Source organism: Pseudomonas khavaziana, from assembly GCF_036704165.1.
GTDB lineage: Bacteria > Pseudomonadota > Gammaproteobacteria > Pseudomonadales > Pseudomonadaceae > Aquipseudomonas > Aquipseudomonas khavaziana.
Genome location: NZ_CP129946.1, coordinates 2,775,020 through 2,790,026, shown reverse-complemented (window position 1 = coordinate 2,790,026; position 15,007 = coordinate 2,775,020). Strand labels below are relative to the sequence as shown.

Sequence of the window (15,007 nt, the reverse complement as noted above, 5' to 3'; positions counted from 1 at the left end):
GCGCCCTGCCGTTCGCCGCCGGCCATTGAAGTCCCGTGTCATGCCTAAATCTCGTCGGCCACGCTTCGTCTTTCTGACAACGCATATTTACGCAGCCGATGGCGACGAGACCCGACATGAACTCACTGAATCAACTCCCCGACGACGACTTGCTGGCCCTGTTGATGGCCGACGACGTCGGCTCAGAGCATTCCATCAAGGCTCAACCCCATCGCAGCCCCACGCCCCTGTCTTTCGCCCAGCAACGCCTGTGGTTCCTGCAACAGCTGTCTCCCGGCAGCAGCGCCTACAACCTGCCCAACGCACTGCGCCTGCGCGGCCCCTTGAATACCGCAGCGCTGGACGCGGCCCTGCAGCAGGTTGTCGACCGACACGATGTGCTGAGAACTGCATTCCAGACCCTGGACGACCAACCCCGGCAAGTATTTGACCCGCAAGCCCGAATCCATCTGCACGAAGACGACCTGTCGGGTCTCGCGCCCGACGCCCGGGCCGCTGCCGTCGCCCAGCGTATTGCGGCCGAGGCCGGCGCGCCGTTTGACTTGAGCCTGGCCCCGCTGATTCGCGCAACGTTGATCACGCTCGAGCACGATGACCACATCCTGCTGCTGAACATGCACCATATCGTCTCGGACGCCTGGTCCAATCCGATCCTGATGCACGACCTCACCCAGGCTTACCGGCGCGCCTGCCAGGGCGATACCACGCCGTTGGCGCGACCTTCCATTCAGTACGCCGACTACGCCCGCTGGCAGCGCGAGGAATACCCCGGCACGCCCGCACAACTGCGTGCCGCCGAGTATTGGGCCGACTACCTGGGTCAGGAGATTCCCACCCTGGACCTGCCGGCCGACTATCCTCGCAGCGCCGAACAACAGCACCGCGCCGGCAATCTGCACCTGTCATTGCCTGCGACCCTGAGCCAACAGTTGCAGGATTTCTGCCACCAACAGGACTTGACGCCATTTATCGTGCTGCTTGGCGCCTGGCAGCTGCTGCTCAGCCGCTACAGCGGTCAGCAGGATTTCACGGTCGGCGTACCGAATGCCGGTCGCAACCAGAGCGAGACCCAGGACTTGGTGGGGTTCTTTGTCAGCAGTCAGATCTATCGTGCGCAACTCACTGACGACCTGACCACTGAAGCTTTTCTCCAGGCGCTACGCCAGCAATCCCGGGCGGCCATGGAACATGCCGACTACCCGATCGAACTGCTCATCGAGCGCTTGCAACTGCAACGCAGCACCCAGGCCAACCCGCTGTTCCAGACCCTGTTCAACTGGCGTGTCAGCCAGGATCAAACGGACACACTGACGCTGGGCGAATTGTCCTTGGCGTTCCTGCCGGTGGCGCAGCATGAAGCCAAATTCGAGCTGTCGATGCACGTGGACTACGCGCCGCAACAGATCACGGCGGACATCGAGTACAGCACGGCATTGTTCAGCCCGGCCACGATTGAGCGCCTGGGCCGGCATTGGCTGCGCTTGCTGCAAAGTCTCATTGAGGCGCCGCAACAGCGTTTGGCAGCACTGGCCATGCTGGATTTCGCCGAACACCAGCAAATGGTCAGCACATGGAACACTACCCATACCGCCTACCCGCTCGAATACAGCGTGCAGCAGTTGATCGAGGCCCAGGTGGCCGCCACGCCCGAGGCACCGGCGCTGGTGTTCGGTGAGCAACAGCTGAGCTACGACCAGCTCAACCGCCGCGCCAACCAGCTTGCGCATAAGCTGATCGAACTCGGCGTCGGCCCGGATGCGCTGGTAGGCATCGCGGCCGAACGCAGCCTGGACATGGTGATAGGCCTGCTCGCCGTGCTCAAGGCCGGTGGTGCCTATGTGCCGCTTGACCCCGAATACCCACAGGACCGCCTGGCCTACATGATCGAGGACAGCGGCATTGGCCTGCTGTTGACCCAGCAGCAGTTGCTCTCGCAACTGCCGATTCCGGCGGCGCTGCCCGTACTGGCGCTGGATCAACTGGATGTGAGCGGTTATGCCGAGGTCAATCCTGAGATTGCCGTTGACGGCGAAAACCTCGCCTATGTCATCTATACCTCCGGCTCCACCGGCCAACCGAAAGGCGCAGGCAACCGGCACTCGGCCCTGACCAACCGCCTGTGCTGGATGCAGCAGGCCTATGGCTTGAATGCCAACGACACCGTGCTGCAAAAAACCCCGTTCAGCTTCGACGTGTCGGTGTGGGAGTTCTTCTGGCCGCTGATGACCGGCGCACGCCTGGCCGTTGCCGGCCCGGGCGACCATCGCGACCCGGCTACCCTGGTGAGCTTGATCCAGCGCTACCAGGTCAGCACCCTGCACTTCGTGCCGTCGATGCTGCAGGTGTTCTTGCTCGATGAACATGTCGCCCGTTGCACCAGCCTCAAACGCATTGTGTGCAGCGGCGAAGCCTTGCCCGTGGACGCGCAGCAACAGGTCTTCGCCAAGCTGCCGAACGCCGCGCTGTTCAACCTCTACGGCCCTACCGAAGCCGCCATCGACGTGACCCACTGGACCTGCCGCGAAGAAGGCAAGGCCAGCGTGCCCATCGGTCAGCCGATTGCCAACCTCAGCACCTACATCCTCGACGCCGAGCTGCAACCGGTGCCGCCTGGGGTGATCGGCGAGCTGTACCTGGGCGGTGCAGGCCTGGCCCGCGGTTACCACCGCCGCCCGGCCCTGACCGCCGAGCGCTTCATGACCAGCCCGTTCGGCGACGGCCAGCGCCTGTACCGCACCGGCGACCTGGCCAGTTATCGCACCGACGGCGTGATCGAATACCGGGGGCGCATCGACCACCAGGTGAAAATCCGCGGCCTGCGTATCGAGCTGGGGGAAATCGAAACCCGCCTGATGGAACTGGACTGCGTGCGCGAAGCCGTGGTGATCGCCGCCGATGGTCAATTGGTCGCCTATGCCGTACCGACCGAAACCCGCGAAGCCGATGAACTGCGCAGCGAGATCAAACAGCGCCTGGGCGAACACTTGCCCGACTACATGGTGCCGGCGCAATTGATCTTCCTCGATCAACTGCCCCTGAGCCCCAACGGCAAGCTGGACCGCAAGGCCCTGCCGAAACCCGATGCGAGCCTGTTGCAAAAAGCCTATGTGGCACCGCAAAGCCCGCTGGAACAGCAGGTCGCGGCCATCTGGCAAGACGTGCTCAAGCGCCAGACGGTAGGCCTGCACGATGATTTCTTTGAGCTGGGCGGCCATTCCCTGCTGGCCACCCAGGTCGTCTCCCGAGTGCGCCATGCCCTGAACACCGATGTGCCCCTGCGCAGCCTGTTCGAGTGCAGCACCCTGCACGCGTTCGTCGTCAGCCTGGCGCAGGAACCGGCCCGCCACGAGCCGCCGTTGGTACGGGTCGACCGCGATCAGCCGCTGCCCCTGTCTTACGCCCAGGAACGCCAGTGGTTCCTCTGGCAACTCGATCCCGGCAGCACGGCCTACCACATCCCGGCGGCCCTGCGCCTGCGCGGCCACCTGGACACCCAGGCCCTGCAACGCAGCTTTGACGGCCTGATTGCCCGCCATGAGAGCCTGCGCACGTCGTTCTCCCAGGAGGGTGAGCGCATCGTGCAACGCATCGCCCCCCACGCCCGCCTGGCAATGAGTATCGAATCGCGGCCGGAAGCCGACGCGCAGACGATCCGTGCGTGTGTCGAAGACGAAACCCAGCAGCTGTTCGATTTGCAGCACGGCCCGCTGCTGCGGGTCAAACTGCTGACACTGGCACCTGACGATCACGTGCTGATCATCACCCAACACCATATCGTCTCCGACGGTTGGTCGATCAATGTGATGATCCAGGAGCTGATCGCCCTGTACGCGGGTTTAAGTCGGCAACAGGACGTCAGCCTGCCCGACCTGCCCATCCAGTATGCCGACTATGCCGCCTGGCAACGCCAATGGATGCACGCCGGCGAGCGTGAGCGCCAACTGGCCTACTGGACAGCTCAGTTGGCCGGAGAAAACAGCGTACTGGAGTTGCCGACGGATCGCCCACGCCCGGCGGAACAAAGCTACCGTGGCGCCCACCTGTCGCTCACCCTGGCGCCTGGCCTGGGCGACGCGGTGCAGCAGCTGGCCCCTCGCCTCGGCGTCACGCCGTTCATGCTGTTGCTGGCATCGTTCCAGGCTCTTTTGCACCGCTACAGCGGCCAGCACGATATCCGTGTCGGCGTGCCCATCGCCAACCGCAACCGCGTCGAGACCGAGGGGCTGATCGGCTTCTTCGTCAACACGCAGATCATGAAAGCCGAGTTCAGCGCGCAATTGCGGGTCGAAGAGTTGCTGCAACAGGTCAAGCAACATGCACTGGATGCCCAGGCCCATCAGGACCTGCCGTTCGAACAACTGGTGGAGGCGTTGCAACCAGAGCGCAGCCTCAGCCATAACCCATTGTTCCAGGTGATGTTCAACCACCAGAGTGCCGACCAGCGCAGCACCACCAAAGACCAGTCATTGCCTGCGACGCTGCAGGTCGAGGGCTTGGACTGGGAAGGCAGTACTTCGCAATTTGACCTGACCCTCAGCACCAGTGAGTCGGCCGAAGGCCTGAGCGCGAGCCTGACCTACGCCACCGACCTGTTCGACGCCGCCACCATCGAGCGCCTCGGACGGCATTGGCAACAGCTGTTGCGCAGCCTGCTTGAAGATCCACAGCAGCGGGTTGCAGACCTGCCGATGCTGGATCGCGGCGAGCAACAACAGATCGTGAGCGAGTGGAATAGCACCGACACCCAGTACCCGCTGGACCATAGCGTGCAGCAGTTGATCGAGGCCCAGGTGGCCGCAACGCCGAACGCGCCAGCCCTGGTATTTGGCGAACTACAACTCAGCTACGCCCAGCTCAACCGGCGCGCCAACCAGCTTGCGCACAAGCTGATCGAGCTGGGTGTCGGCCCGGATGCGCTGGTAGGCATCGCCGCTGAACGCAGCCTGGACATGGTTATCGGCCTGCTGGCGGTGCTCAAGGCCGGTGGCGCTTATGTGCCGCTGGATCCGGAATATCCGCAGGACCGCCTGAGCTATATGATCGAGGACAGCGGCATTGGCCTGCTGTTGACCCAGCAGCATTTGCTTGAATCATTACCGATTCCGGCGGCACTGCCGGTGCTGGCGCTGGACCACCTGGATGTGAGCGCCTATGCCGAGGTCAATCCTGAGATTGCCGTTGACGGCGAAAACCTCGCCTATGTCATCTATACCTCCGGCTCCACCGGCCAACCAAAAGGCGCCGGCAACCGGCACTCGGCCTTGACCAACCGCCTGTGCTGGATGCAACAGGCGTACGCATTGACCGACGCCGATACGGTGCTGCAAAAAACCCCGTTCAGCTTCGACGTGTCGGTGTGGGAGTTCTTTTGGCCGCTGATGACCGGTGCACGCCTGGCTGTTGCCGGCCCGGGCGACCACCGCGACCCCGCCGCCCTGGTAAACCTGATCCAGCGCTACCAGGTCAGCACCCTGCACTTCGTGCCGTCGATGCTGCAGGTGTTTTTGCTCGATGAAAACGTCGCCCGCTGCACCAGCCTCACCCGCATCCTGTGCAGCGGCGAAGCCTTGCCCGTGGACGCGCAACAGCAGGTCTTCGCCAAGCTGCCGAACGCCGGGCTGTTCAACCTCTACGGCCCCACCGAAGCCGCCATCGACGTGACCCACTGGACCTGCCGCGAAGAAGGCAAAACCAGCGTGCCCATCGGCCAGCCGATCGCCAACCTCAGCACCTACATCCTCGACGCCGAGCTGCAGCCGGTGCCGCCTGGGGTGATCGGCGAGCTGTACCTGGGCGGCGCTGGCCTGGCTCGTGGCTACCACCGCCGTCCCGCCCTGACCGCCGAGCGCTTCATGACCAGCCCGTTCGGCGACGGCCAACGCTTGTACCGCACCGGCGACCTGGCCAGTTATCGCACCGACGGCGTGATCGAATACCGGGGGCGCATCGACCACCAGGTGAAAATCCGCGGCCTGCGTATCGAGCTGGGGGAAATCGAAACCCGCCTGATGGAACTGGACTGCGTGCGCGAAGCCGTGGTGATCGCTGCCGACGGCCAACTGGTCGCCTATGCCGTACCGACCGAAACCCGCGAAGCCGATGAACTGCGCAGCGAGATCAAGCAGCGCCTGGGCGAACACTTGCCCGACTACATGGTGCCGGCGCAACTGATCTTCCTCGATCAACTGCCCCTGAGCCCCAACGGCAAACTGGATCGCAAGGCTCTGCCGAAACCGGATGCGAGCCTGTTGCAAAAAGCTTATGTGGCACCGCGAACGGCGCTGGAAATTCAGGTCGCCGGGATCTGGCAAAGCGTGCTGGGCCTTGAGCAGGTGGGGCTCACGGACGACTTTTTCGCTCTGGGTGGCCACTCGTTGCTGGCGACCCGGATCATCTCCAGGGTACGCCACGCCCTGAATATTGACGTGGCCCTGCGCAGCCTGTTCGAACGCAGCGTGCTTGGGGATTTCGTCGCCGGCCTGCACGGCCGCTCCCGTCAGGATGAGCTGCCCCTGACGCCCGTCGCACGCGATCAGGCGCTGCCCCTGTCCTACGCCCAGGAACGCCAGTGGTTCCTCTGGCAACTGGACCCGCACAGCGCCGCCTACCACCTGCCGGCCGCCTTGCGTCTCAAGGGCGCGCTGGATGTCGCGGCGCTGGAGCAAGCCTTCAACCAACTCATCGCCCGCCATGAAACCCTGCGCACCACCTTTGTGATGGACAACGAACAACCCCGGCAAGTCATCGCCGCAAAGGCACAGCTGGCCCTCGTGGTCGAAACGTTGCACGGCACGCCGGACGACGCCACGCTCAAAGCCTTTGTAGAGCACGAAAGCCGACAACTGTTCGACCTGCAACGCGGCCCGCTGCTGCGGGTCAGGCTGCTGCGCCTGGCGGACGATGACCATGTATTGGTACTTACCCAGCACCACATCGTTTCCGATGGCTGGTCGGTGCAGTTGATGGTTGAAGAGCTGATCAGCCTGTACGGCGCGGCCCAGGCCGGGCAACCCGCCCCACTGGCCCCCCTGCCCGTCCAATACTCCGACTATGCCGCCTGGCAACGCCAATGGATGGACGCCGGCGAGCGTGAACGCCAACTGGCCTACTGGACCGCCCAGTTGGCCGGAGAAAACAGCGTACTGGAGTTGCCGACGGATCGCCCGCGCCCGGCGGAACAAAGCTACCGTGGCGCCCACCTGTCACTCACCCTGGCGCCTGGCCTGAGCGACGCGGTGCAGCACATGGCCCCACGCCTCGGTGTCACGCCGTTCATGCTGTTGCTGGCTTCGTTCCAGGTTCTGTTGCACCGCTACAGCGGCCAGCACGATATCCGCGTCGGCGTACCCATCGCCAACCGCAACCGCGTCGAGACCGAAGGGCTGATCGGCTTCTTCGTCAACACGCAAATCATGAAAGCCGAGTTCAGCGCGCAATTGCGCGTCGAGGAGTTGCTGCAACAGGTCAAGCAACATGCACTGGATGCCCAGGCGCATCAGGACCTGCCCTTCGAACAACTGGTGGAGGCGTTGCAACCGGAGCGCAGCCTCAGCCATAACCCGTTGTTCCAGGTGATGTTCAATCACCAGAGTGCCGACAAGCGCAGCAGCACCAATGGCCAGTCACTGCATTCGGCGCTGCAGGTCGAGGGGTTGGACTGGGAAGGCAGTACTGCGCAATTTGACCTGACCCTCAGCACCAGTGAGTCGGCCGAAGGCCTGAGCGCGAGCCTGACCTACGCCACCGACCTGTTCGACGCCGCCAGCATCGAGCGCCTCGGTCGGCATTGGCAACAGCTGTTGCGCAGTCTCCTTGAAGATCCACAACAACGGGTTGCAGACCTGCCGATGCTGGATAGAGGCGAGCAACAACAGATCGTCGACGAGTGGAACAACACCGGTATCCAGTACCCGCTCGACCACAGCGTACAGCAGTTGATCGAGGCCCAGGTGGCCGCCACGCCCGAGGCACCGGCGCTGGTGTTCGGTGAGCAACAGCTGAGCTACGACCAGCTCAACCGCCGCGCCAACCAGCTTGCGCATAAGCTGATCGAACTCGGCGTCGGCCCGGATGCGCTGGTAGGCATCGCGGCCGAACGCAGCCTGGACATGGTGATAGGCCTGCTCGCCGTGCTCAAGGCCGGTGGTGCCTATGTGCCGCTGGACCCCGAATATCCACAGGACCGCCTGGCCTACATGATCGAGGACAGCGGCATTGGCCTGCTGTTGACCCAGCAGCAGTTGCTCTCGCAATTGCCGATTCCGGCGGCGCTGCCCGTACTGGCGCTGGATCAACTGGATGTGAGCGGTTATGCCGAGGTCAATCCTGAGATTGCCGTTGACGGCGAAAACCTCGCCTATGTCATCTATACCTCCGGCTCCACCGGCCAACCGAAAGGCGCCGGCAACCGGCACTCGGCCTTGACCAACCGCCTGTGCTGGATGCAACAGGCCTATGGCTTGAATGCCAACGACACCGTGCTGCAAAAAACCCCGTTCAGCTTCGACGTGTCGGTGTGGGAGTTCTTCTGGCCGCTGATGACCGGCGCACGCCTGGCCGTTGCCGGCCCGGGCGACCATCGCGACCCGGCTACCCTGATGAGCCTGATACAGCGCTACCAGGTCAGCACCCTGCACTTCGTGCCGTCGATGCTGCAGGTGTTCTTGCTCGATGAACATGTCGCCCGTTGCACCAGCCTCAAACGCATTGTGTGCAGCGGCGAAGCCTTGCCCGTGGACGCGCAGCAACAGGTCTTCGCCAAGCTGCCGAACGCCGCGCTGTTCAACCTCTACGGCCCTACCGAAGCCGCCATCGACGTGACCCACTGGACCTGCCGCGAAGAAGGCAAGGCCAGCGTGCCCATCGGTCAGCCGATTGCCAACCTCAGCACCTACATCCTCGACGCCGAGCTGCAACCGGTGCCGCCTGGGGTGATCGGCGAGCTGTACCTGGGCGGTGCAGGCCTGGCCCGCGGTTACCACCGCCGCCCGGCCCTGACCGCCGAGCGCTTCATGACCAGCCCTTTTGGAGACGGCCAGCGCCTGTACCGTACTGGCGACCTGGCCAGCTATCGCATTGACGGCGTGATCGAATACCGTGGACGTATCGACCACCAGGTAAAAATCCGCGGCCTGCGTATCGAGCTGGGGGAAATCGAAACCCGCCTGATGGAACTGGACTGCGTGCGCGAAGCGGTGGTGATCGCCGCCGACGGCCAATTGGTCGCCTACGCGGTGCCGACCCAAATCCGCGAGGCCGATGAACTGCGCAGCGAGATCAAGCAGCGCCTAAGCGAACACTTGCCCGACTACATGGTACCGGCGCAATTGATCTTCCTCGATCAACTGCCCCTGAGCCCCAACGGCAAGCTGGACCGCAAGGCCCTGCCGAAACCGGATGCCAGCCTGTTGCAAAAAGCCTATGTGGCGCCGCAAAGCCCGCTGGAGCAGCAGATCGCAGCTATCTGGCAAGACGTGCTCAAACTGGAACGCGTCGGCCTGAACGACAACTTCTTCGAGCTGGGCGGTGACTCGATCATCTCCATCCAGGTGGTCAGCCGCGCTCGTCAGCAAGGCATCGCCTTTACCCCCAAGGAGCTGTTCCAGCACCAGACCGTGCAGGGCCTGGCCAGCGTCGCCCGTAGCGGCGCGACGGCTCAGGTGATCGACCAGGGCCCCGCCACCGGCACCCTGCCGCTGCTGCCGATTCATCAGCTGTTTTTTGCAACAACGATCCCTGAGCGTCATCACTGGAACCAGTCGGTGCTGCTCAAACCTGCGCAACCGCTAGTGGCCGAGGCGCTGCAACGGGCGCTGTACGCCGTGATCGAGCACCACGATGCCCTGCGTTTGAGTTTTCAACAACAGCCCGCCGGCTGGAGCGCACATTACCGACCAATGGGCGACTGGCAGCTGCAACAAGTGGACGCCACCGCCGAGCAGTTGTCGCAGCTGTGCGATCAGGTCCAGGGCAGCCTCGACCTGCAACACGGCCCGCTGATCCGCGCCCTGTTGATCCACCTGGCCGATGGCACTCAACGCCTGTTGCTGGTGATTCACCACCTGGCAATGGATGGCGTGTCCTGGCGGATTCTTTTCGAAGATCTGCAAAACGCCTATCAACAGCTGAGCAGCGGCCAACCGCTGCAGCTGCCGACCCGCACCAGCTCGGTCAAGGCCTGGGCCGAGCGCCTGCAACAGCGTGCCGACCGCGATCAAGACGAACTCAGCTATTGGCAGGCGCAACTGCGCGACGCTGTGGTCGACCTGCCGTGCGAACGTCCGAACGCCAGCCTGGACAATCGCCATAGCCACACGCTGCATACCCACCTCGACGCCGGGCAGACACGCCAACTGCTGCAGCAGGCGCCCAAAGCCTACCGCACGCAGATCAACGATTTACTGCTGACCGCACTGGCGCGCGTCATCAGCCGCTGGACCGGCACCGGACATTGCCTGATCGAGCTGGAAGGTCATGGTCGCGAAGACCTGTTCGATGACATCGACCTGACCCGTACGGTGGGTTGGTTCACCAGCCTGTTCCCGGTCAAGCTGGTACCGGCTGCGAACCTTGGCGATTCGATCAAGCAAATCAAGGAACAGTTGCGCGCGATCCCCGACAAAGGCCTGGGCTATGGCGCCCTGCGCTACCTGGGCACGCCGCAGGCACAGGCCAGCCTCGCTGCCCTGCCGACGCCACGCATCACGTTCAACTACCTTGGCCAATTCGACGCCAGCTTCGATGCAGCCCAGGGCTCGTGGCTGGCGCCCGCTGCCGAAGGCAGTGGCCGCGAGCAGGCGCTGGGTGCACCGCTGGGCAACTGGCTGAGCCTCAACGGCCAGGTGTACGGCGAGGAGCTGACCCTGGGCTGGCAGTTCAGTCGCGAGATGTTCGACGAGGCCACCATTGCCCACCTGGCCGACGACCTCAAGCAAGAGCTGCTGGCCCTGATCGAGCATTGCTGCGACAGCGCTAACAGGGGTGTGACACCCTCTGACTTCCCGCTGGCGCGCATCAGCCAGGCGCAACTGGACCGGCTGCCGGTGCCATTGCCCCAGGTGGAAGACCTCTACCCCTTGTCGGCGATGCAACAGGGCATGCTGTTTCACACTCTGGAAGCACCGGAAAGTGCGCTGTATGTGAACCAGATGGCCGTCTCGGTCAACGGCCTGGACGTCGCACGGTTCACTGCGGCCTGGACCGCCGTGATCGAGCGCCATGAAATCCTGCGTACCGGGTTCTGGGCCGATAACCAGCTGGCCGAGCCGCTGCAAGTGGTATATCGCGCTGCGAGCATGCCCGTGGAAGTTCTCGACTGGCAGCAGCGCGAGGTCAGCGCGCAAGACCTGCAAGCCCTCGCCAGCCAGGATTGCGCTCGAGGCTTCGAACTCCTGCGTGCACCCCTGACGCGCCTGACCCTGGTACAGCTCGATCCGCAGACCCACTACCTGATCTGGACCAGCCACCACATCCTCATGGACGGCTGGTCCAATTCGCGTTTACTCGGAGAAGTCTTCGCGATCTACAACGGCCAGGCCGCACCGGCCAAGCGTGGGCATTACCGCGACTACATCCGCTGGCTGCAAGCGCAGTCCCAGACCGTGCTGGAGCAATTCTGGAAAACCAGGCTGCAGGACTTGGGCGGCACCTCGTCGCTGGCCAACAGCGTTTCACCCAAACCGAGCGCCGAGCTGGACGGCCACGCGGCGCTATATCTGGATTGGGATGCCGTGCAAACCGCTCGACTGCGCGAACAGGCCCAACGCCTGCGCGTCACCCCCAACACCCTTATCCAGGCCACCTGGCTGCTGCTGTTGCAGCGCTACACGGGCCAGGACACCGTGTGCTTCGGCGCTACCGTCGCCGGGCGCCCGGCCAGCCTGCCCGGCTCGGAAGACATGCTCGGGTTGTTTATCAACACCCTGCCCATCATCCAGACGCCGCAGCCGCACATGCCCGTCGCCCAGTGGCTGCAAGACTTGCAGGCCTACAACCTGGAGGTGCGCGACCACGAGCATGCGTCCCTGGCGGACGTACAACGTTGGTCGGGCCAGGGCGGCCAGCCACTGTTTGACAGCATCCTGGTGTTTGAAAACTACCCGGTGGATGAACGCCTGCAGCAAGCCGGGCAAGAGCACCTGAGCTTCGGCGAAGTCAGCAGCCGCGATGTCACCAACTTTGCCATGGACCTGGCAATCAACCTTGGCGACACCCTGAAGATCGAGTTCCTGTACCTGCGCAACCGCTTCACCGAGGCCGCCACCGCGCAAATCCGCCGCAGCTTTGAAACCCTGCTGCTGGAGCTGCTGAGCAACAGTCAGGCCAATCTCGGCAGCCTCACGATGCTGGCCGACACCGAGCAGCACTGGTTGCGCCAACGTAACCTGCTGAACCCCGGCACGGCGCCGCGCGCCCACTTGGCCCAGGTAATCGGCCAGCACGCGCAGGAGCATCCCGACGCGGTGGCGGTGGTCTGCGACGGGATCGAATTGAGCTATGGCGAGCTGGACGCCCGCGCCAACCGCCTGGCGCATTACCTCATCGCCCAGGGTATCGGAGCGGAAATGTTTGTCGGCGTCGCGCTCGAACGCTCGGTGGATGTCATCGTCGCCTTCTATGGCGTGATGAAAACCGGTGCCGCCTACGTGCCGCTGGACATCGATTACCCGCAAGACCGCGTGCAGTGGATCGTCGAAGACTCGGGCATGCGGGTGCTGCTCAGCCAGCACGCGCTGCGCTCGCGTTTCGCTGGCCTCGGTGGTGCCAACCTGATCGAACTCGATCGCCTGCCACTGGCAGACTGGCCGGCGATTTGCCCGATACACACGGCACACGACGACAACCTGGCCTACCTGATCTACACCTCGGGCTCCACCGGCAAGCCCAAGGGCGTGGCCGTGGCGCATGGGCAGATCCGCATGCACTGTCAGGCGATTGCCGAGCGTTACGAGATGGGCGCCAGCACCCGTGAGTTGCTGTTCATGTCGTTCGCTTTCGATGGTGCCCAGGAGCGCTGGCTGTCTACCCTGCAAAGTGGCGGGTGCCTGGTGGTGCGTGGCAATCAACTGTGGACCCCGGAAGAAACCTGGCAGGCCCTGCACGCCCACCACATCAGCATTGCATGCTTCCCACCGGCGTATCTGCAGCAGTTGGCCGAGTATGGCGACAGCCAGAACGGCGCGCCGCCGCCCGTGCGCATCTACTGCTTCGGTGGCGATGCGGTGGCCGAGGCCAACTTCGAGCTGGTCAAGCGCGTGCTCAAGCCGCAGTTCCTGACCAACGGTTACGGGCCTACCGAAACCGTGGTCACCCCACTGCTGTGGAAAGTGAGTGCCGATCAAACTTGCGCGGCGGTGTACGCGCCGATCGGCACACGCATCGGTGAACGTACCCTGTATGTGCTCGATGAACACCTCAACCCGGTGCCCGACGGCGTGGCGGGCGAGTTGTACATTGGCGGCGAAGGCGTTGCCCGTGGCTACCACCGGCGCCCCGGCCTGAGCGCCGAGCGTTTTGTGGTCGACCCGTTCGCTGCAGACGGCACCCGCCTGTATCGCACCGGCGACCTGGTGCGCCAACGCCCCGACGGCGTGATCGACTACCTCGGTCGCCTGGACAACCAGGTGAAAATCCGCGGTTTCCGGATCGAGCTGGGAGAAATCGAATCACGCTTGCGCGAGTGTCCCGAAGTACAGGACGCCGTGGTCATCGCCCGCGACACCGGCGGCGGCAAGCAACTGATCGGTTACGTGGTGGCCAACGCCTCGACCGGCCTGGGTGAACGCTTGCGTGCAGACTTGCAAGGGGAACTGCCTGACTACATGGTGCCGGCACAAATCCTCGCGCTTGCGGCCTTCCCGCTCAACCCCAACGGCAAACTGGACCGCCAGGCCCTGCCCGACCCGGACTTCAAGGGCCGTACCTTCGTAGCACCCCGTAATCAGTTGGAAGCACAACTGGCGGCGATCTGGCAGGAAGTGCTGGAACTGGAGAGTGTGGGCGTCACCGACAACTTCTTCGAATTGGGCGGCGACTCGCTGCGCATTCTCAAGGTCCTGTCGAAGGTGCGCAGCCAGCCGGATATCGGCATCGAACTGAAGCTGCGGGACATGATCGGCAAGCCGACCATCGCCGAGCTGTCCGGCTTTGCCGAGGAGGATGCGAGCCTGAACCCGCTGCTGTTGCTCAACAGTGAAACGCCTCAGAGCCCAACGCTGTTCTGCCTGCATGCCGGTTTTGGCACGGTGTTCGACTATGAACCCCTGGCTCGCCGGCTGGATGGGCAGCGCAGCGTCTATGGCCTGCAATGCCGGATGTTGCTGGATCGCCAGTGGGAGGATGAATCCCTTGAGTCCATGGCCATCGATTACAGCCAATACATCCGCCAGCAACAAGCCAGTGGCCCGTATCACCTGATGGGCTGGTCGCTGGGTGGCACGCTGGCGGTGCTGGTGGCCCAGGAGCTGGAAAGCCAGGGTCAACGGGTGGCGTTCCTGGGCCTGGTCGACAGCTTCATTCCCACGGGCGAAGACGTCGTCAGCGACGATTGGAGCGAAGACTTGCGCGGTTTCCTGGCGGTGCTGTTCGGTCTGCCGGCGCAAAGCCTGCCGACCTTTGAGGTCAGCGCAACCACCGACAGCGCGGATCTTGAGCACCTGATCGCGCAGGTCCAGGCGGGCGCCGCTGCGCAATCGGTGTATGCCGGAATCAGTGCCGAGGAACTGGCCCACACCTTCCAGGTGGCGATGAAACTCAAGGCATTGTCCCAGCGCCTGCAAGGTCTGCCGGCCACCAGGGCCCAGGCCGATTGCTGGTGGGCCAGTGCGACGCCCGGCCAGCCCGCCTCGAACCTGCCCGGTGCCCGCAGCAACGAGCAGATCCAGGCCGGCCACTACGACATCCTCAATCACCCGGCCCTGCTTCACGGGCTGTTGCAGCACCTGGCGCTGCAAACCGTAGCCAGTTGAAACCGTTGCCGCCCCGCGCTGTTGAGGGGCGGCACTTCACC

Annotated in this window: 1 protein-coding gene; it reads left to right on the top strand. The window is 63.8% G+C overall.

Translation table 11 applies throughout. From position 1 onward, the window contains the following. Nucleotides 1-116: 116 nt before the first annotated feature. A complete protein-coding gene (locus QYQ93_RS12355) occupies nt 117-14,966 on the top strand; it encodes a non-ribosomal peptide synthase/polyketide synthase (protein WP_338477067.1) in 14,850 nt (4,949 codons plus the stop codon). Nucleotides 14,967-15,007: the final 41 nt, after the last annotated feature.